Origin of the sequence: Streptomyces sp. DG1A-41 (assembly GCF_037055355.1) — a bacterium.
Classification (GTDB): Bacteria; Actinomycetota; Actinomycetes; order Streptomycetales; family Streptomycetaceae; genus Streptomyces.
The window spans coordinates 1,899,201-1,918,983 of sequence record NZ_CP146350.1; the positions used below are offsets into that span (position 1 = coordinate 1,899,201).

At 73.5% G+C, this 19,783-nt stretch carries 13 protein-coding genes and 1 riboswitch; of the genes, 10 read left to right on the top strand and 3 right to left on the bottom strand.

Features of this window, described 5'->3' with window-relative positions:
• Window positions 1-19: 19 nt before the first annotated feature.
• The 3 genes from V8690_RS08955 to V8690_RS08965 form a co-directional block, all read right to left on the bottom strand.
• Entirely contained in the window at window positions 20-1,345 is a 1,326-nt protein-coding gene (locus V8690_RS08955) for a hypothetical protein (RefSeq protein WP_338785291.1), read from the bottom strand.
• 299 nt (window positions 1,346-1,644) lie between these two features.
• Window positions 1,645-2,772, bottom strand: coding sequence for an alpha/beta fold hydrolase (locus V8690_RS08960; RefSeq protein WP_338777144.1), 1,128 nt, complete (start codon window positions 2,770-2,772; stop codon window positions 1,645-1,647).
• 891 nt (window positions 2,773-3,663) lie between these two features.
• Window positions 3,664-4,395, bottom strand: a complete 732-nt coding sequence (locus tag V8690_RS08965; RefSeq protein WP_338777145.1) for a class II aldolase/adducin family protein — start codon at window positions 4,393-4,395, stop codon at window positions 3,664-3,666.
• Between the two features lie 195 nt (window positions 4,396-4,590).
• Between V8690_RS08965 and V8690_RS08970 the strand changes: the two genes are divergently transcribed.
• The 10 genes from V8690_RS08970 (at window position 4,591) to cobI (ending at window position 19,752) form a co-directional block, all read left to right on the top strand.
• Window positions 4,591-5,343, top strand: coding sequence for a lysozyme (locus V8690_RS08970; RefSeq protein ID WP_338777146.1), 753 nt, complete (start codon window positions 4,591-4,593; stop codon window positions 5,341-5,343).
• A 144-nt stretch (window positions 5,344-5,487) separates the two neighbouring features.
• Complete coding sequence (locus V8690_RS08975; RefSeq protein ID WP_338777148.1) at window positions 5,488-6,738, top strand: inorganic phosphate transporter; 1,251 nt, start codon at window positions 5,488-5,490, stop codon at window positions 6,736-6,738.
• Window positions 6,739-6,772: 34 nt separating this feature from the next.
• Window positions 6,773-6,994 (top strand): hypothetical protein, encoded by a 222-nt coding sequence (locus V8690_RS08980; protein WP_086606028.1) that lies wholly within the window; start codon window positions 6,773-6,775, stop codon window positions 6,992-6,994.
• Between the two features lie 1,676 nt (window positions 6,995-8,670).
• Window positions 8,671-8,810, top strand: a riboswitch (cobalamin riboswitch).
• Between the two features lie 100 nt (window positions 8,811-8,910).
• Window positions 8,911-9,852, top strand: coding sequence for a cobalamin biosynthesis protein (locus V8690_RS08985; RefSeq protein ID WP_338777150.1), 942 nt, complete (start codon window positions 8,911-8,913; stop codon window positions 9,850-9,852).
• A complete protein-coding gene (locus V8690_RS08990; RefSeq protein ID WP_338777152.1) occupies window positions 9,849-11,399 on the top strand; it encodes a cobyric acid synthase in 1,551 nt (516 codons plus the stop codon). Before V8690_RS08985 ends, V8690_RS08990 begins: the two co-directional genes overlap by 4 nt.
• Window positions 11,396-15,052, top strand: a complete 3,657-nt coding sequence (gene cobN / locus V8690_RS08995) for a cobaltochelatase subunit CobN (protein ID WP_338777154.1) — start codon at window positions 11,396-11,398, stop codon at window positions 15,050-15,052. The genes V8690_RS08990 and cobN overlap by 4 nt, the downstream gene beginning before the upstream one ends.
• Complete coding sequence (locus V8690_RS09000) at window positions 15,049-17,046, top strand: putative cobaltochelatase (protein ID WP_338777157.1); 1,998 nt, start codon at window positions 15,049-15,051, stop codon at window positions 17,044-17,046. Before cobN ends, V8690_RS09000 begins: the two co-directional genes overlap by 4 nt.
• A complete protein-coding gene (cobO, locus tag V8690_RS09005; protein WP_338777158.1) occupies window positions 17,046-17,645 on the top strand; it encodes a cob(I)yrinic acid a,c-diamide adenosyltransferase in 600 nt (199 codons plus the stop codon). Before V8690_RS09000 ends, cobO begins: the two co-directional genes overlap by 1 nt.
• Window positions 17,645-19,024 (top strand): cobyrinate a,c-diamide synthase, encoded by a 1,380-nt coding sequence (locus V8690_RS09010; protein ID WP_338777160.1) that lies wholly within the window; start codon window positions 17,645-17,647, stop codon window positions 19,022-19,024. The genes cobO and V8690_RS09010 overlap by 1 nt, the downstream gene beginning before the upstream one ends.
• The gene (cobI, locus tag V8690_RS09015; RefSeq protein WP_338777161.1) at window positions 19,021-19,752 is read left to right on the top strand and encodes a precorrin-2 C(20)-methyltransferase; all 732 of its coding nucleotides are present in this window, start codon (window positions 19,021-19,023) and stop codon (window positions 19,750-19,752) included. The genes V8690_RS09010 and cobI overlap by 4 nt, the downstream gene beginning before the upstream one ends.
• Window positions 19,753-19,783: the final 31 nt, after the last annotated feature.

A 19,783-nucleotide genomic window follows, 5' to 3' on the forward strand; every position in this document is an offset into this window, starting at 1 on the left:
CCCACGGCGGCGGCTGCGGCTAGCTGCCTCCGGTGTGCACCTGGAACGCGGCCCGGCGTACGGCCTTGGCCAGAGCCGGGTCCGGGTGTGCCGCGGCGAGGGCGACCAGGACCTGCACGGTCCGGGGGTGGCCCACGGCCCGCACCTCGTCCAGCAGCATCGGGATGGTCGGCTGTACGGCGGACTCCAGGTGGCGGACGAGCAGCGGGGCCTCACCGTGGTCGGCGACGGCGGCGGCGGTGTCCACCCACAGCCAGGTCGCCTCCTCCCGGGTGAGGACCTCGTGGGCGTCCTCCGGGTCGGCCCCGTCGTGCTCGGCCAGCCACAGCAGCGCGTACGGCCTGAGCGTCGGCTCGTCCAGCACGGCGCGGACGTCCGGCTCGGCGGGGGCGCCGACCACGCGCAGCGCCTCGAAGGCGAGACCGCGCAGCAGGGCGTCCTCGCCTCGGGCGGCGGCCAGGAGTTCGGTGACGGCGCTGCCGACGGGGCGGGCGGCGAGCCAGGCCCGGTACTCGGCGCGGGCCGCGTTCGGGCGCAGCTGGGCGCAGCCGCGGAGCATGTCCTCGGCCGCCTGCTCGATGTTCCCGGCGGGGCTTTGCGCGGCGACACAGATCTGCTCCAGCTTGACCCAGACGGCCCAGCTGCCGAGCGGGGTGAGTGTGGCCTGGCCGTCGCCGTAGGTGAGGGCGCCGACGGAGGCGAGGGCGCGCAGGGCCCAGTCGAGGAGCGGGGCGAGCGGGGCGTCGGTGGGCTCCGGTTCGGCCGACGGCTCGGGCTGCGGGCCGTAGGGGATCTCGCAGCGTGCGGTGCGCAGCTCGGTGACGCGCTGCTCCAGGAGGTCGAGGAGCTGCTCCACGGGGACGGGGCCGGCGGACAGCTGGAGGAACGAGAGCGCCTGCGGCATGGCCGAGACGACCTCGGCGACGGCGGCGGGCTCGTGGCCCTCGGGTTCCGGATAGGCGAGCGACCAGGCGTCGAAGAGGGCGACCCAGCCGCGCAGCACGGCGCTGTCGTCGCGGTTCCAGGCGCGCAGCCGCCAGCCGGGGCGGGCGCTGTCGCCGTGCACCTCGACGAGACCGGCGAGCCTGGCGGTGTCCCAGTCGGCTCTGACCTGATCCGGGGTCAGGCCCAACTCGCGGGCGGCCCGTTCGGCGGTCGCGGCGGAGAGGGTGGCCTTGCCGTCGGCGGTGGCGCTGCCCCGGCCGGGGCCGAGCTCGGTGTCGGCCCAGCGGGCGACGCGAGCCGCGTCGGCAAGACCTGAGCGTGCCATTCTGGCCAGCTCGGCCGGTGCCGGGGTGCCCTCCGGGGGGCGCGGCGCGGGTCGGCGCGAGCGCCGCTGGTTCATCGCTCTGGGGGCGGCGGCCAGGGGTCGCGGGCGGACGAGTCGAAGCCTGGAGTCGCGCGGGATACGGGACGTCACGGGGGCAGTCTTCCGGTTGACGGTCCGAAAACCCAAACGGAATGTCACGGCGGGCGACGGGGATGGCCAACGCACGGGGTCCGACGAATGGTCGAGGGCCGCAAACAGGCCAGTGGTACGACGCTAAACGGAATCGTCACGACCGGTCGGTAGGGAGCGGGACGGGACGTGGTTGCGAGGGGGCGAAGGGGGCGTGAACGGGGGGGGTGCGTGACGCGTCGGGGTCACATGAGAGGGGTCAGGAAGCGCCGCAGCGCCTCCTCGTAGGAGCGCGGGTCGGCGTTCCACATCGCTCCGTGGGGCGCGTTGCCTACGGTGCGGAGGGCGACCATGTCGGGGCGGGCGTCGGCGAGCCGGCGGGAGAGCTGCCAGGGGGCCACCGTGTCGTCCGGTCCGTGGAAGACGAGCGCCGGGACCCGGAGGCTGTCGGCGGGGGCCGTCCCCGGGACGCGGTCACCGTACAGGCCGGTGCGGCCCTGTGCGGCGCGAACCGCCAGGGGCAGCAGCGCTCCCGGGATGCGCCGGGCCGCGACGAGGGCGCGCAGGGTGGTCTCCCAGCTGAGCACCGGGGAGTCCAGGACGAGCCCGGAGACGCGGTCGCGCAGCCCCGAGTGCGCGGCGGCGCGCAGGGCCATGGTGGCGCCGGTGGACCAGCCGTGCAGGACGACCTGCCGGGCGCCGTAGCGCACGGCGTAGCGGATCGCCGCGTCGAGGTCGCGCCACTCGGTCTCGCCGAGGTGGTTCAGGCCGTCGGGCTGGCGGGGAGCGCCCAGGTCGCCGCGGTAGGCGAGGGCGAGCACCGGGAAGCGGCTGCGGTGCAGGAACCCCATGACGTTCATGGCGAGTTCCCGGGTGGTGCCCAGGCCGTGCACGGCGATCACCCAGGTGTCCCGGGCGCCGGGCACGAACCACGCGGGCAGGGCGCCGAGTTCGCCGGGGATGTCGATGTCGGCGTGTTCGAGGCCGAGGGCGGCGCTCGGGTTGCCGACGTACACGTTGGGGGTGAGCCAGGCCTTGTCGCCGGGTTCGAGGGTGCCGTGCGTGACCCGCTCCAGGCGGCGTACGACGCTGTCGGCGGCGGTCGGGGCGTTGGCCAGGACGGGGCCGACGACCGCGTGGGAGCCGTTGCCGGACAGGCCGTAGCGGCCGGGCCGCAGGGCGGCCAGATCCCGGGTGAGGATGATCTGCCCCGCGGCGGTGCCGTGCACGGTGAGCCGGGGCTCGGTGGGCAGGGGCCGGCCGGGAGGCGCCTTGAGCGCGGCGTCACTGGCGAACCGTCCGGCGGCCACGGCGGCCACGCCGACTCCGATCACGGCGGTGACGGCAGCGGCCGTCGCTCTGACAGTGCGCACGGCTCCAGTGTCCCGACGGACCGCTCGAGCGACCAGTGGGAGGCAGCGGCGGGGTGACGGGCACGGAGAGCGTGGTGTGGGGCGCGGGGCGTCGGCGGGGGCGGCTGCGCCGGGAGCAGGGCGGGGTCGGGCGGCAGTGTGGTGGCTGCGCCGGAGGGCAGGGCGCCGACCAGTGGCCGGCTGTGCCGTGGATATGCCCGGAGAGCAGGGCGCGGGCGAGCGACGAAGTGGCGGCTGAGCCCGGACGGCGGCAGGGCGCCGACCCGGGGCCGACGGCGCCCTGGCTGCGCCCGGAGAACAGGGCACGGGCGAGCGGCGATTTCGTAGGGCGACGACGCGAGCAACGGGCGACGTAACGGGGCAGCCCCCGGGGGAAACGCGAGGCAGGGCGGCGTGCCGGCTGCGCCCGGACGGCAGGGCGCCCACCCGGAGGCCGACGGCGCCGCGGCTGCGCCCGGAGAACAGGGCACGGGCGAGCGGCGATTTCGTAGGGCGACGACGCGAGCAACGGGCGACGTAACGGGGCAGCCCCCGGGGGAAACGCGAGGCAGGGCGGCGTGCCGGCTGCGCCCGGAGGGTCGAGGCCCGGGCATCCCGCCCACCATGGCCTTCGTCCCCGGGCAGCGGCGCGAGCAGCGCGTGGCCTGACGGGCACCCCGGGGGCCCGAGAGTAGGCGGCGTCGGCCGTCGGCCGGTGGCAACCCGGCCGGCAGGGCGAAAGCGGTCGGCGTCGGCCGGGGCAGGATAGGTCGGTAGGGCCAGCCCGGCGGGGCCGGGGTGTCCGGGCATCCGGGGCGTCCGGGACTCCAGGGCTCCAGGGCTCCAGGGCTCCAGGGCTCCAGGGCTCCAGGGCTCCAGGGCTCCAGGGCTCCAGGGCTCCAGTACGGAACCTCAGCGGTGCTGGCCGTAGCCGCGCAGTTGTTCCTGGACCTCCGCCAGTTGCTCCCGGGACAGCAGGCTCGGGGAGAGGCCCGGTACCGATGTGGCGGTCAGCCACAGGCGGCACATCCACTCCAGCTGGGCGGTTCGGTCGTAGGCCTGGTCCAGGGACGCGCCGTGGGTGATGGTGCCGTGGTTTTGGAGGAGGCAGCCGGAGCGGTCGGCGAGGGCGCGGAGCATGTTTTCGGCCAACTCGTCGGTGCCGTACGTGGCATACGGGGCAACTCGGACGGGTCCGCCGAGCGCGGCGGCCATGTAATGGATCAGCGGCAGCTCGCTCACGAGCGTCGAGACGGCCGTCGCGTGCACGGCGTGGGTGTGGACGACGGCACGGGCGCCGGTCGTGCGGTAGACCGCGAGGTGCATGGGCAGCTCGCTGGTCGGGACGAGCGTGCCGAGGACCTGCCGGCCGTCGAGGCCGACGCCGGTCACGTCGTCCGGCGCCAGCCGGTCGTAGGGGACGCCCGACGGCGTGACCAGGACCGTGTCCCCGACACGCACCGAGACGTTCCCGGACGTGCCGACGACGAGTCCGTCGGAGACGGTCCGGCGGGCCGTCGTGACGAGTTCCTCCCAGGCGCGCGCCTCCTCGGGGCGCACACCCCTCCGCCGAGACTCCCCCACATCCTGTCCGTCGCCCCGGGCGCCCCCCGCGCCCCGCCCGTCGCCTCGCTGCTCAACCATGCGGCGATCCTGCCAGGCACACCCCCAACGCGCCGCCGGGCGGGGGCACTTTAGGCCGGAAGCCAAGCATCCGTAAGGGCGCATATCCACACAGACACGGCACGGATCTCTCTTGGCCGGAGATCTTCGGGCATTCACCGAACTTCCAGTACTCTCTGGGGGATTTGCCGTGCACGTCGCCATTCCGGGGGAAACATGGCCCGTGACCGCACACCGTCCCGACACCGCTGCCGCCGGCTCGCCGCGTACGCGGCGGCACTCGCGCTGGGAGGCACCGTCCTCGCCGAGGCTCCGGCCTCGGGGGCGAGCCGCCCGAAGGGACACGACGTCTCGTCGCACCAGAAGAACGTCGACTGGCAGAGGGCGAAGGCGAAGGGGGCCAGGTTCGTCTACGTCAAGGCGACCGAGTCGACCACGTACCGCAACCCCTACTTCGGCCAGCAGTACAACGGCTCGCGCAAGGCGGGCCTCATCCGCGGCGCCTACCACTTCGCACTACCCAACCGGTCGTCGGGCCAGGCGCAGGCGGCGCACTTCGTGCGCAACGGCGGCGGCTGGACCGCGGACGGCTGGACACTGCCGCCCGCGCTCGACATCGAATACAACCCGTACGACAAGAAGCGCAAGTGCTACGGCCTGAGCAAGGCGAGGATGGCCGGGTGGATCAAGTCGTTCAGCGACGAGGTCAAGCGGCTCACCGGCCGCCGTCCGGTGATCTACACGACCACCCACTGGTGGAACACATGCACGGGCAACAGCCGCGCCTTCGCCGCCGACCACCCCTTGTGGATCGCCCGCTACAACGCCACGAGCGCGGGCACCCTGCCTGCCGGCTGGTCCTCGTGGACCTTCTGGCAGTACGACAACGGCTCCGGAAGCCTGCCGGGTGACCAGAATCTCTTCGACGGGTCACTCGATCGACTGAAACAGCTCGCGCGCGGAGCCTAGCCCTTGGGGCGCGGGGAGCCTGATAGCAGGGCGGAACGGCAACCCTCGACCGCGGACACCCATGCGCCCCTCCCAGTTCATCTTCCGTTCACCCGGGTTACCTACGTTCGTCCAGCCAATGACCTCGAACGATTGCCTGGGTAAATGGAAAGCTTCTCGCTGATCCTCGCGATTGTGGTGGTAACCGCACTCGCGTTCGATTTCACGAACGGTTTCCACGACACCGCGAACGCGATGGCCACGACCATTTCCACGGGTGCCATGAGGCCCAAGGTCGCCGTCGCCATGTCCGCCGTCCTCAACCTGGTCGGCGCCTTCCTGTCCGTGGAAGTCGCCAACACGATCTCCAAGGGTCTCGTCGACGAGGCCGGCATCCGTCCCGAGGTCATCTTCGCCGCCCTGGTCGGCGCGATCCTCTGGAACCTGCTGACCTGGCTGGTCGGCCTGCCGTCCAGTTCCTCGCACGCCCTGATGGGCGGCCTGATCGGCGCCACGATCGCCTCGGCGGGCGTCGGCGCGGTGCACGGTGACGTCCTGGTCACCAAGGTGCTGATCCCGGCGATCGCCGCCCCGCTGGTCGCGGGCGTCGCGGCGCTGCTCGCCACGCGGCTGACGTACTCCCTCGGCAAGAAGGCCGACGGCAAGGCCTCCGAGAAGGGCTACCGGGCCGGCCAGATCGCCTCCGCGGGCCTGGTCTCGCTGGCCCACGGCACCAACGACGCCCAGAAGACGATGGGTGTCATCACCCTCGCCCTGGTCGCCGGCGGCGCCGTCGCCCCCGACTCCGACCCGCCCATGTGGGTCATCCTCTCGGCGGGTCTCGCCATCGCGCTCGGCACCTACCTCGGCGGCTGGCGCATCATCCGCACCATGGGCAAGGGCCTGACCGACCTCCGGCCGCAGCAGGGCTTCGCCGCCCAGACCAGCGCGGCGACGGTCATCCTGGCCTCCTCGCACCTCGGTTTCTCACTCTCCACGACCCACTCCGTGTCCGGCGCCGTGATGGGCGCGGGCCTCGGCCGCAAGGGCGGCGTCGTCCGCTGGTCGACGGCGACGCGCATGTTCGTCGCGTGGGGTCTGACGCTGCCGGCGGCGGCCCTGGTGGCCGCGCTCGCCGAGTACGTCACCGGCTTCGGCAGCTGGGGTACCGCGGTGGTGGCCGTCTTCCTCGTCGCCTCCAGCGCGGCGATCTGGAAGATCTCGCGGCGTGAGGTCGTCGACCACACCAACGTCAACGACACCGACGACGTGGAGCCGGCCGGTGTGGTGACCACGGCGATGGCCGCGGTGACGCCGCCGCCTCCGGCCGGCACCGTCACTGACGGGCCGATCGCGACGATACCGGCGCCGGCCTCGGCCGAACGCGAGCCCTCGACCACGACCACCCCGGTCTGACCCCGCCCACTCGGTTACAAGGAGAACCTCTGCCATGAAGATCGACTGGGCGGCCCTCGGCTCCGTCTTCGGCGTCAGCCTCGTGGTCACCGTGGCCCTCGTGGGCCTGTTCACCCTCGGCATCACCGGCCTGTCCCGCCGCGAGCGGGCGGTGGCCGCGGGCGGGTCCGCGGGGCTTGCCGTGACAGGTGCGTACGCGTGCTTCGCGGCGTGTGCGGCGGCTGTGGGATACGGGATCTATCTGATCGTGGCCTGATCGCCTGATGACGATCGCTTCTGCCGGGCGGTACGGGACTTCGTCCTGTGCCGCCCGGTTGTCGTGGGCGGGGTTCAGGAGCAGGGCGAGCCGGTGTCCGCGCCGGCGTCGGTGAGGATACGCCGCTCCGCCGGGGTGTAGGGGGCGGAGGCAGTTGCGGCAGAGGGCTTTGGGCTCTGGATCTGTCCGTCCCTCGAACCCGCGCCCCCGGCGCCCCCGGACGAACCCCGCAGGTACGCCTCGGGCAACGCCTGCCTAGCCTCCCTGCCCCGTGCGTTGTGCCAGGCGGCCATGGCCATCCGTACGGACGCCACGGGGTGGGTCGCGGCGAGGCGGCCGGCCTCCTCCGCCAGTGTGCGCGACGCGATCGTCCGCCCCCGGGACTCCAGCGCGTTCCCCCCTGCGCCATGACTCCACCGTCAGTCCTCCCGCAAGCAGGGCCAGGACGACGAGTACGGAGACCGCCAACCGCCACCGGTGCAGCGCTGGTTGCTGGTGGCGGCGGCTCAGGTCGACGTACGCACGCTCGGAAGGCGTGATGTCCTCCCCGTACCTCGGGTCCGCCAACTGCTCCGGGGACGTCGCCGGCATCGTGCCGCGCAGGAGCGCGCCGGTCTCCTCCCTCCGTGGCTTCCCAGTCGTCCAGGGCCTGGCGGAGGCGTTCCTGCCGCTGCCGGAAGTCGCGGGAGTCCTTCAGCCAGTGGCGGAGCCTGGGCAAGGCGCGGACCGGCTCCTCGTGGGCCAGGTCGATGATGGGCTCGCCGTCCGGGCCGTGGGTGATGCGGCAGCGGCGCAGGCCCGGCTGGAGGTCCAGCAGCGCTGCGGCTGGGATCAGGTACGAGGTGGCCGCTGTACGGCCGCGGCCGGTCGCGACCGTCATGCCGATCACAGCACCGAGTTCCTCGTCCCAGACGGGGGCTCCGCTGCACCCCCGGGAGATGTGGTGCGCGGTGCCGTCCGCCTCCACGGAGATCCAGCCCTGTCCGACGGCGCCGAGCAGCCGCCCGCCGCTCCAGGCGCGGTGTTCGGCCGAGGCCGGGAAGGCCAGGATGCGGAAGCGGTGCTCCCAGACGTTCACCGGCGCCTGCCAGGCGGACGGGAGGCGTGTCCGCGACGGCGGCGTGTCCGGGCAGCCGCAGGAGGGCGATGTCGCCCGTTCCGTCGGCGGCCGGCGGCTGCCAGGCCGACAATGAGGTCTCGACGGCGGCGCCGCCCCGCTGGAACGGGAACTCGGCGGTCACGGGGCTCGTCGGCGCGGATTCGGCCCGTGCGTCGGTGCGTGGGGCCTGCGCGACGACATGGGCGCAGGTGGCCACCGTGCCGGGGGCGAGCAGGAATCCGGAGCCGACGGGAGTGCCGTCGGCGGACCGTACCCGGACCACCGCGGGGCCGAGCCCCTCCGGGCACCGTGCGCCGGTCGCCTCGGTGGCCCCGGGCGACGGCCGGTGGCGTCCACCGGCACCAACTGGGCGTCGTAGCGCACTGGTCCCGTCCTTTCCGCAGGTCTGCATCCCGTGCGAGGTATTGGAGATGTGCGCCGGGACCCCCGCAAGCGGGTCGCCGGAACGTGCCCACACAGGGGGATGCGCCCCGACCCCTCCCACGGGCGCGGGGCTGCGTGCCGGCGGTGTGGGCTTCTCCACACTCTCCCCTCGCAGGTCAACGGCAAGTTGACGGCTGTTCCCGGCCGTGGTGGACTGCCGGGGCCAGTACGGCGGCAGGAGAGGAAGCCGGTGGAAGTCCGGCGCGGTCCCGCCACTGTCACCGGGGTAGCGATCCCCGGGAGCCAGGAACTCTCACCGCCGGTCTAGTCGAACCAGGGCGTGGACACCCTGAGTGAGGACATATCGCCATGCGCGGCTGCCGATCGAGGTTCAGTACCCCACCCCTGCCTGCTCCTGTGGCCGGCTGAGCCCATGGGTGCCGGTCGCGTCTTCGCGTACGGCACCGCCGCCGGTCTGATCGGTGACCTGCTGCTCGGCGATCCTCGCCGGGGGCATCCGGTCGCCGTGTTCGGGCGGGCCGCGGGCGCCGTGGAACGGGTGTTGTGGCGGGACCACCGGGGGTGGGGCGCGCTGCACACCGTGGTGTGCGCCGGAGGAGCCGTCGTGCTCGGGGGCGTCGCCGTGCGTGCCGTACGGGACTCCGCCGTCGCGTCCGTCGCGCTGACCGGCGCCGCCACCTGGGCCGTGGTCGGGGGGACTTCGCTCGCGCGGGAGGCGCGGGCCATCGGGCGTGCCCTGGAGGAGGGGGACGTCGAGGGGGCCCGGGCGCGGCTGCCGCATCTGTGCGGGCGGGATCCGCAGGCGCTCGACGCCGACGGGATCGCCCGGGCCGTGGTCGAGTCCGTCGCCGAGAACACCTCCGACGCGGTCGTGGGGGCGCTCGTGTGGGGGGCCGTCGGCGGGGTGCCGGGGCTCCTCGGGTTCCGGGCCGTCAACACCCTGGACGCGATGGTCGGGCACAAGTCGGCCCGGTACCGGCGGTACGGGTGGGCCTCCGCGCGGCTGGACGACCTCGCGGGATGGCCGGGGGCCCGGCTGACCGCCGTGCTCGCGACCCTGGCTGGGGACGATCCACGGGGAGCCGTACGGGCCTGGCGCGCCGACTCCGCCCAGCATCCGAGCCCCAACGCCGGGCCCGTGGAGGCCTCGTTCGCGGGCGCGCTCGGGGTGCGGCTGGGCGGAACCCTGTCGTACGGCGGTCGCGTCGAGCACCGGCCCGTGCTCAACGGGGCGGGGCGCGGCGTCGCCACCGGGGACATCGAACGGGCCGTACGGCTGTCCAGGCGTGTCGGCTGGCTCGCGCTCGGCGTCTGTGTCGCCGCGCGCCGCATCGCGAAAGGGCGTACGTCATGACGGGCGGTGGACTTCTGGTCGCCGGTACCACCTCCGACGCCGGCAAGAGCGTCGTGACCGCCGGAATCTGCCGGTGGCTGGTGCGCCAGGGCGTCAAGGTCGCGCCCTTCAAGGCGCAGAACATGTCCCTCAACTCCTTCGTGACGAGGGAAGGTGCCGAGATCGGGCGGGCGCAGGCCATGCAGGCGCAAGCCTGCCGCGTCGAGCCGACCGCGCTGATGAACCCGGTGCTGCTCAAGCCCGGCGGCGAGCGCAGCAGTCAGGTCGTGCTGCTGGGCAAGCCGGTCGGAGAGCTGAGCGCACGCGGGTACCACGGTGGACGGCAGCAGCAGCTGCTCGGGACCGTGCTGGACTGCCTGGAGCGGTTGCGGGGCACGTATGACGCGGTGATCTGTGAGGGGGCGGGCAGTCCCGCCGAGATCAATCTGCGCCGGACCGACATCGTCAACATGGGGATCGCCCGCAACGCCGGGCTCCCCGTGCTCGTCGTCGGTGACATCGACCGGGGCGGTGTCTTCGCCTCGTTCTTCGGGACCGTCGCGCTGCTGTCGCGCGAGGACCAGGAGTGCGTCGCCGGGTTCCTCGTCAACAAGTTCCGGGGGGACGTCTCCCTGCTGGAGCCGGGTCTCGACATGCTCCAGGGCCTCACCGGTCGGCCTACGTACGGCGTCCTGCCCTTCCGGCACGGGCTGGGGATCGACGAGGAGGACGGGATGGGGGTCCCCCCTGCTCGAGCGGAGTCGAGAGCTTGGGGGAGCGTCTCCCTGCGGGGGACGGTCCGGGAGTCCGTCGTCGCCCCGCCGGTCGGCGAGGACGTGCTGCGGGTCGCCGTGTGCGCGATCCCGCTCATGTCCAATTTCACCGACGTGGACGCGCTGGCCGCCGAACCCGGTGTCGTGGTGCGGTTCGTGGACCGGCCGGAGGAACTCGCCGACGCCGACCTCGTCATCGTGCCCGGGACCCGGGGGACCGTCCGGGCGCTGGAGTGGCTGCGGGAGCGCGGGCTGGCCGACGCGCTCGCGCGCAGGGCGGCCGAGCAGCGGCCGGTCCTCGGGATCTGCGGCGGCTTCCAGATCCTCGGCGAGCACATCGAGGACGACGTGGAGAGCCGCCGGGGTCAGGTCGAGGGGCTCGGGGTCCTGCCCGTGCGGGTGCGGTTCGCCCGCGAGAAGACCCTCACCCGGCCGGCGGGCGAGGCCCTCGGGGAGCACGTCGAGGGCTACGAGATCCATCACGGCGTCGCCGACGTCACCGGCGGCAAGCCCTTCCTGGACGGCTGCCGGGTCGGCCAGACCTGGGGCACGCACTGGCACGGCTCGCTGGAGTCGGACGGGTTCCGGCGGGCCTTCCTGCGCGAGGTGGCGGCCGCAGCGGGGCGCCGCTTCGTGCCGGCGCCGGACACCTCGTTCGCCGCGCTGCGCGAGGAGCAGCTCGACCGGCTCGGCGACCTGATCGAACAGCACGCGGACACGGACGCGCTGTGGCGGCTCATCGAGTCGGGCGCGCCGCGAGGACTGCCCTTCATTCCACCGGGAGCGCCCGCATGAGCACTGTGTTGTTGTTGTCGACCGCCGACACGGACCTGCTGGCGGCCCGGGCCGCCTCCGGCGCCTCGTACCGGATCGGCAACCCGACCCGCGTGGACGTCCGACAGGAGCTTCCGGCCCTCCTCGACGGCGCGGACATCGCCGTCGTACGGCTGCTCGGCGGCAAGCGGGCCTGGGAGGACGGGCTCGCCGCGCTGAAGGCGTCCGGCGTCCCGACCGTCCTGCTGGGCGGAGAGGCCGTTCCCGACGCCGAGTTGATGGCCGAGTCGTCGGTGCCGGCCGGTGTCGTGGCGGAGGCGCTGAAGTACCTCGTGGAGGGCGGACCGGCCAACCTCACCGAGCTGGCGCGGTTCCTGTCCGACACCGTGCTGCTCACGGGCGAGGGCTTCGCCGCGCCGCAGCGGATGCCGGAGTACGGCGTCCGCGGCGAGCGCGTACGGGTCGAGGGCCGGCCGACCGTCGGCGTGCTCTTCTACCGGGCGCACGAGCTGAGCGGCAACACGGCCTTCGTGGACACCCTGTGCGACGCGATCGAGGCACGGGGCGCCAACGCCCTTCCCGTGTACTGCGGTTCGTTGCGCGGGGCCGACGCGGGACTGTACGAGATCCTCGGGCGGGCGGACGCCCTGGTCGCCACCGTCCTCGCCGCCGGCGGCACCCACGCCTCGCAGGCCTCGGCGGGCGGTGACGAGGAGTCCTGGGACATCGGCGCCCTCGCCGAGCTGAACATCCCCGTGCTGCAAGGGCTGTGCCTGACGTCCTCGCGGCGCGCCTGGGAGGCGTCCGACGCCGCCCTCTCCCCCATGGACGCCGCGATGCAGGTGGCGATCCCGGAGTTCGACGGCCGGCTGATCACCGTGCCGTTCTCCTTCAAGGAGCAGGGCGCGGACGACGTACCCGTGTACGTCGCCGACCCGGAGCGGGCCGCGCGGGTCGCCGGGATCGCCGTACGGCACGCCCGGTTGAAGCACAAGGCGAACGCCGAGAAGAAGCTCGCGCTCGTCTTCACCGCGTACCCGACCAAGCACTCGCGGGTCGGCAACGCCGTCGGGCTGGACACCCCGGCCTCGGCGGTGCGGGTGCTGGACGCGCTCAGGGGCGCCGGGTACGGCCTCACCGAGTACCCCGCGGGCGGCGACGAGCTGATCCACCGGCTCATCGAGGCCGGCGGGCACGACGTGGAGTGGCTGACGGACGAGCAGCTGGCCGCCGCGCCCGCGCGGGTGCCGCTGGCGGACTACCGGGCCTGGTTCGACGAGCTCGACCCGGAGCTGCGGGACGCCATGACCGAGGCGGGGGGCGAGCCGCCGGGCAACCTCTACGTCGACGGGGACGACATCGTGCTGGCGTCGCTCCGGTTCGGGAACGTCGTCGTGATGATCCAGCCGCCGCGCGGCTTCGGCGAGAACCCCATCGCGATCTACCACGACCCGGACATGCCGCCGTCCCACCACTACCTGGCGGCCTACCGCTGGCTGGAGAACAGTTTCGGCGCGGACGCGATCGTGCACATGGGCAAGCACGGCACGCTGGAGTGGCTACCCGGCAAGGGCCTCGGGCTCAGTGCCGGCTGCGCCCCGGACGCCGTGCTCGGGGAGCTGCCCCTGATCTACCCCTTCATCGTCAACGACCCGGGCGAGGGCACCCAGGCCAAGCGGCGCGGGCACGCCACGGTCGTGGACCACCTGGTGCCGCCGATGGCCCGCGCCGACACCTACGGCGACCTGGCCAAGCTGGAACAGCTCCTCGACGAGTACGCCCTCGTCTCCGACCTGGACCCGGCGAAGGCCCCGGCCGTGCGCGCGCAGATCTGGACCCTCGTCAAGGCCGCCGAGCTGCACCACGACCTGCATGTCGACGCGCAGCCGGACGACGAGGAGTTCGACGAGTTCGTCATGCACATCGACGGCTATCTGTGCGAGATCAAGGACGTGCAGATCCGCGATGGCCTGCACATCCTGGGCGGCGGCCCGGTCGGTGAACCGCGCGTCAATCTCGTGCTGGCGGTGCTGCGCGCCTCGCAGGTGTGGGGCGGTCAGGCCGACGCGCTGCCGGGGCTCCGGGCGGCGCTGGCGGAGCACTTCGGGCTGGTGGAGAAGGAGCTGCTGGCCGAGCCGGGCGCTCCGGTGAAGGTGCCGGTGGAGCTGACGGGCCTGGTGGCGGGGCAGGCCCGCACCGCCGCCGACGTGATCGACCTGCTGGAGCAGCTGTGCCGGCGGATCGCGGAGGGCATGGAGGAGCGCGGCTGGGCGGTCGCCGAAGTCCCGGCGCTGGTGCGGGAGGTGCTCGGCAGGGAAGTCGCCGGCGCCGTGGCGGTGCTGGAGTTCGCCTGCACGGAGGTCGTGCCGCGACTGGCCAGGACCGGCGACGAGATCGGGCACATCCTGCGGGCCCTGGACGGCGGTTACGTTCCGGCGGGGCCCTCCGGCTCGCCCACCCGCGGCCTGGTCAACGTCCTGCCGACGGGACGCAACTTCTATTCCGTCGACCCCAAGGCCATTCCGTCCCGGCTGAGCTGGGAGGTCGGGCAGTCGCTCGCGGACTCGCTGGTGCAGCGGTATCTGACCGACACCGGCGCGTACCCGAAGTCCGTCGGTCTGACGGTGTGGGGCACCTCGGCCATGCGCACCCAGGGCGACGACATCGCCGAGATCCTGGCGCTGCTGGGCTGCCGGCCGGTGTGGGACGACGCCTCGCGCAGGGTGACCGGGTTCGAGGTGATCCCCCCGGAGGAGCTCGGCCGGCCGCGCATCGACGTGACGGTCCGTATCTCCGGCTTCTTCCGGGACGCGTTCCCGCATGTGGTGGGGCTGATCGACGACGCCGTCCGCACGGTCGCCGAGCTGGACGAGCCCGCCGAGCAGAACTACGTCCGGGCGCACGCCGACGAGGACACCGCCGAGCACGGCGACCGGCGCCGGGCGACCGCCCGGATCTTCGGCTCCAAGCCGGGTGCGTACGGGGCGGGTCTGCTGCCGCTGATCGACGCGCGCAACTGGCGCTCCGACGCGGACCTCGCCGAGGTTTACGCGGTGTGGGGCGGCTACGCCTACGGGCGGGGGCTGGACGGGCGGGCCGCGCGCGGCGACATGGAGACGGCGTTCCGGCGGATCGCGGTCGCCGCGAAGAACGTCGACACGCGTGAGCACGACCTCGTCGACGCCGACGACTACTTCCAGTACCACGGCGGCATGGTCGCCATGGTCCGCCATCTGACGGGCGCGAGCCCCGAGGCCTACGTGGGTGATTCGGCCACCCCGGACCAGGTGAAGACCCGCACGCTGGGCGAGGAGACGCACCGGGTCTTCCGCGCCCGGGTGGTCAACCCGCGCTGGATGGCGGCCATGCGGCGGCACGGCTACAAGGGCGCCTTCGAGATGGCCGCGACCGTGGACTACCTGTTCGGGTACGACGCCACGGCCGGGGTCGTGGACGACTGGATGTACGAGAAACTCAGCGCCGAGTACGTCTTCGACCCGGAGAACCGGGACTTCATGAAGACGTCCAACCCCTGGGCGCTGCGCGGCATCACCGAGCGGCTGCTGGAGGCCGCCGACCGCGGACTGTGGGCGGAGCCGGACGCGGAGACGCTGGACCGGCTGCGCGCCACGTACCTGGAGCTCGAAGGCGACTTGGAAGGTGACGACAAGTGAGCACCCCGTTCCCGTTCACGGCCGTGGTGGGCCAGGACGATCTGCGGCTCGCGCTGCTGCTGAACGCCGTGTCGCCGGCGGTCGGCGGTGTGCTGGTGCGCGGTGAGAAGGGCACCGCCAAGTCGACGGCCGTGCGGGCGCTGTCCGCGCTCGTGCCGGAGGTGGACGTCGTCCCCGAGTGCCGCTTCTCCTGCGACCCCGGCTCCCCCGACCCCGCCTGCCCGGACGGGCCGCACGCGCCGGAGGCCTCCCGCTCCCGTCCGGCCCGGATGGTCGAACTGCCCGTCGGTGCCTCGGAGGACCGGCTGGTGGGCGCGCTGGACATCGAGCGGGCGCTGTCGGAGGGCGTGAAGGCCTTCGAGCCCGGCCTGCTCGCCGCCGCGCACCGCGGCATCCTCTACGTGGACGAGGTCAACCTCCTCCACGACCACCTGGTCGACCTGCTGCTGGACGCGGCAGCGATGGGCGCCTCGTACGTGGAACGCGAAGGCGTCTCCGTACGGCACGCGGCCCGGTTCCTGCTCGTCGGCACCATGAACCCCGAGGAGGGCGAGCTGCGGCCGCAGTTGCTCGACCGGTTCGGGCTGACCGTCGAGGTCGCGGCCTCGCGGGAGCCCGAGCAACGGGTGGAGGTCGTCCGGCGGCGGCTCGCCTACGACGCCGATCCGGCCGGTTTCGCGGCCCGGTGGGCGGCCGAGGAGGCCGCCGTACGGGCGCGGATCGTGGCAGCGCGGGAGCTGCTGCCGTCCGTGCGGCTGGGCGACGGGGCACTGCGGCAGATCGCGGCGACCTGCGCGGCCTTCGAGGTCGACGGCATGCGCGCCGACATCGTGATGGCGCGGACGGCGACGGCCCTGGCGGCTTGGGCGGGGCGTACGGACGTGATCGCCGAGGACGTCCGGCAGGCCGCGCTGCTCGCGCTGCCGCACCGCAGGCGGCGCAACCCCTTCGACGCGCCGGGGCTGGACGAGGACAAGCTGGACGAGACCCTGGAGGAGTTCTCCGGGGACGACGACCCGGACCCCGGCCAGGGGCCGGACGGGCCCGGCGGGGGCGGTGGGCAGCCGGAACCCGAGGAAGGGCCCCGGGGGGACGACACCGGGGCCACGCCCGAGGCCGGGGAGAACGGGCAGCCGCAGCCGTCGGGCGCCGGTGAGCAGTCGGCCGTACGGGCTGCGGAGCCGTTCAGGACCAAGGTGCTGAGCGTGCCCGGGATCGGCGAGGGCGCCGCCGGGCGGCGTTCGCGGGCGCGGACCGAGCACGGGCGCACGACCGGGGCGCGTCGGCCCCGGGGCGCGCTCACGAAGCTGCATCTGGCGGCGACCGTGCAGGCGGCGGCACCGCACCAGCGGGCGCGCGGGCGCTCCGGGCCGGGTCTGGTCGTGCGCCGGGACGATCTGCGGCAGGCCGCCCGCGAGGGGCGCGAGGGCAATCTCGTGCTGTTCGTCGTGGACGCCTCCGGTTCGATGGCGGCACGGCAGCGGATGAGTGCCGTGAAGGGTGCCGTCCTGTCGCTGCTGCTGGACGCGTACCAGCGGCGGGACAAGGTGGGGCTGGTGACGTTCCGGGGTTCGGGCGCGGACGTCGCGCTGCCGCCGACCTCGTCCGTGGACGCGGCGGCGGCCCGGCTGGAGTCGCTGCCGACCGGCGGGCGCACACCGCTGGCCGCCGGGCTGCTGCGCGCGCACGACGTGCTGCGGGTGGAGCGGCTGCGGGATCCGGCACGGCGGCCGCTGGTCGTGTTGGTGACGGACGGGCGGGCCACCGGGGGCCCGGAGCCGGTCGCCCTGGCCGGGCGGGCGGCTCGGCTGTTCGCGGCCGAGGGCGTCGCGTCCGTCGTCGTGGACTGCGAGTCGGGGCCGGTGCGGCTGGGGCTCGCCGGGCAGCTCGCCGGTGAGCTGGGCGGCACCGCCGTGACACTGGACGAGCTGCGGGCCGACTCGATCGCCGGGCTGGTCAGGGATGTGCAGGGAACTTCGAGGAGGGCCGCGTAATGCCGCAGGGACAGCCGAGTGTGATTCCGGACGACGGTCTGACGACGCGACAGCGCCGGAACCGGCCGCTCGTCGTCGTGCACACGGGCGTCGGCAAGGGCAAGTCGACGGCCGCCTTCGGGCTCGCGCTGCGGGCCTGGAACCAGGGCTGGCCGATCGGGGTGTTCCAGTTCGTCAAGTCGGCCAAGTGGAAGGTCGGCGAGGAGAACGCGCTGCGCGTGCTCGGTGCCTCCGGCGAGGGCGGGTCCGTCGCCTGGCACAAGATGGGCGAGGGCTGGTCCTGGGTGCAGCGCGACGCGCAACTGGACAACGAGGAGAAGGCCCGGGAGGGCTGGGAGCAGGTCAAGCGGGACCTGGCTGCGGAGACGTACCGGCTGTACGTGCTGGACGAGTTCGCCTACCCCATGCACTGGGGGTGGGTCGACACCGACGAGGTCGTGGACGTCCTGCGCAACCGGCCCGGCACCCAGCATGTGGTGATCACGGGGCGCAACGCTCCCGAGAAGCTCATGGACTTCGCCGACCTCGTGACCGACATGTCCAAGGTGAAGCACCCCATGGACGCCGGGCAGAAGGGGCAGAGGGGCATCGAGTGGTGATGTCCTCGTCCGTGCCCCGGCTGGTCGTCGCCGCGCCCTCGTCGGGCAGTGGCAAGACCACCGTCGCCACGGGGCTGATGGCAGCGTTCGCCGCGCGGGGGCTCGCCGTGTCCCCGCACAAGGTCGGGCCGGACTACATCGACCCCGGGTACCACGCGCTCGCGACCGGGCGGGTGGGGCGGAACCTCGACGCGTATCTGTGCGGGCCGGAGCTGGTCGGGCCGTTGTTCCTGCACGGCGCGCGCGGGTGTGACATCGCCGTCGTCGAGGGCGTGATGGGGCTGTACGACGGGGCCGCCGGGGAGGGGGAGCTGGCCTCCACGGCACATGTCGCGAAGCTGTTGCGGGCGCCGGTGGTGCTGGTCGTCGACGCGTCGTCGCAGTCCCGGTCGGTGGCGGCGCTGGTGCACGGGTTCGTCTCCTGGGATCCGGAGGTGCGGGTCGGGGGCGTGATTCTGAACAAGGTCGCCTCGAACCGGCACGAGGCGATGTTGCGGGAGGCGCTGGAGCAGGTGGGGGTGCCTGTGCTCGGGGTGTTGCGGCGGGCTCCGCAGGTGGACACGCCGTCGCGGCATCTGGGGCTGGTGCCGGTCGCCGAGCGGCGGGCTGAGGCTGTGGAGGCTGTCGCGGCGATGGCCGCGCAGGTCTCCGGCGGTTGTGATCTCGACGCGTTGATGGGGTTGGCGCGGGGTGCGGGGGCGTTGTCGTGTGCGGCTTGGGATGCGGCTGAGGTCGTTTCCTCGCCCACCCACCACCCGGCACGGTCGGACGAGAAGCCGAAGCCGAGGGTTGCCGTCGCCGGCGGTGAGGCGTTCACCTTCTCCTATGCCGAGCACACCGAGCTCCTCACCGCCGCCGGTGCCGAGGTCGTGCCCTTCGATCCGCTGCGGGACGAGGAACTGCCCGAAGGGACGCGGGGGTTGGTGATCGGGGGCGGGTTCCCCGAGATGTACGCCGCCGAGCTGTCCGCCAACGAACCCCTGCGCAAGGCCGTTGCCGACCTGGCGGAGAGCGGCGCTCCGGTGGCCGCCGAGTGTGCCGGGCTGCTGTATCTGTGCCGGGAGCTGGACGGACAGCCGATGTGCGGGGTGCTGGACGCCGGAGCGCGGATGACCGAGCGGCTGACCCTGGGGTATCGGGACGCCGTGGCCGTCGGCGACAGTGTGCTCGCGGCGGCGGGGACGCGGATGCGGGGCCACGAGTTCCATCGGACCGCCGTGGAGCCCGGGGCGGGGGCCGAACCCGCCTGGGGCCTGCGAACCCCTCGGCGGGTCGAGGGTTTCGTGCAGCGTGGTGTGCACGCGAGCTATCTGCACACGCACTGGGCGGCGGAGCCCGGTGTCGCCCGTCGGTTCGTGGAGAGGTGCCGGACGTCATGAGCAGCAGGCTGGTCGGTGTCGGGGTCGGGCCCGGGGATCCGGAGCTGGTGACCGTCAAGGGCGTGAACGCCCTGCGGGAGGCCGATGTCGTGGTCGTGCCCGTGCTGGACACAGGCGAGCGCGGGCGGGCCGAGGCGACGGTGCTGCACTACGTGCCCGAGGAGAAGATCGTCCGGGTCGTGTTCGCGCTGAACGAGCGGAGCGACCGGGCCCGGCGCGAGGCGGCCTGGGACGCGGCGGGCCGGCGGGTGGCCGAGTTGCTGCGCGGGCACGGTGCCGTCGCCTTCGCGACCATCGGGGATCCCAACGTGTACTCCACCTTCACCTATCTCGCGCAGACCATCGCCGAGCTGGTGCCGGACACCGTCGTCGAGACCGTGCCCGGGATCACCGCCATGCAGGACCTCGCCGCGCGGTCGGGCGCCGTGCTGACCGAGGGGACCGAGCCGCTCACGCTCGTGCCCGTCACGGCGGGGGCGACGGTGCTCAAGGAGGCCCTCGCCGGGCCCGGGACCGTCGTCGCCTACAAGTTCGGCCGGCAGGCGCACGAGGTCGCCGAGGCGCTGCGGGAGACCGGGCGGATCGGCGACGCGGTGTGGGGGTCGGCGCTGGGACTGACGGAGGACTCGATCCGGCCGGCCTCCGAACTCGACGGCACTCCCCTGCCCTACCTGTCGACGCTCATCTCCCCCGCGCGGCGCGACGGCGGGCGGGGCGGAAAGCTCTGACGCGCCCGTCCATCGCCCTGCCCACCGACAA

Bases quoted from the DNA above. Each gene is read 5' to 3' on its own strand.
- V8690_RS08985 (WP_338777150.1), top strand. From the start codon at position 8,911: ATGGGTGCCGGTCGCGTCTTCGCGTACGGCACCGCCGCCGGTCTGATC.
- cobO (WP_338777158.1), top strand. From the start codon at position 17,046: ATGCCGCAGGGACAGCCGAGTGTGATTCCGGACGACGGTCTGACGACG.
- cobI (WP_338777161.1), top strand. From the start codon at position 19,021: ATGAGCAGCAGGCTGGTCGGTGTCGGGGTCGGGCCCGGGGATCCGGAG.
- V8690_RS09010 (WP_338777160.1), top strand. From the start codon at position 17,645: ATGTCCTCGTCCGTGCCCCGGCTGGTCGTCGCCGCGCCCTCGTCGGGC.
- V8690_RS08970 (WP_338777146.1), top strand. From the start codon at position 4,591: ATGGCCCGTGACCGCACACCGTCCCGACACCGCTGCCGCCGGCTCGCC.
- V8690_RS08955 (WP_338785291.1), bottom strand. From the start codon at position 1,345: ATGAACCAGCGGCGCTCGCGCCGACCCGCGCCGCGCCCCCCGGAGGGC.
- V8690_RS08965 (WP_338777145.1), bottom strand. From the start codon at position 4,395: ATGGTTGAGCAGCGAGGCGACGGGCGGGGCGCGGGGGGCGCCCGGGGC.
- cobN (WP_338777154.1), top strand. From the start codon at position 11,396: ATGAGCACTGTGTTGTTGTTGTCGACCGCCGACACGGACCTGCTGGCG.
- V8690_RS08975 (WP_338777148.1), top strand. From the start codon at position 5,488: ATGGAAAGCTTCTCGCTGATCCTCGCGATTGTGGTGGTAACCGCACTC.
- V8690_RS08990 (WP_338777152.1), top strand. From the start codon at position 9,849: ATGACGGGCGGTGGACTTCTGGTCGCCGGTACCACCTCCGACGCCGGC.
- V8690_RS08980 (WP_086606028.1), top strand. From the start codon at position 6,773: ATGAAGATCGACTGGGCGGCCCTCGGCTCCGTCTTCGGCGTCAGCCTC.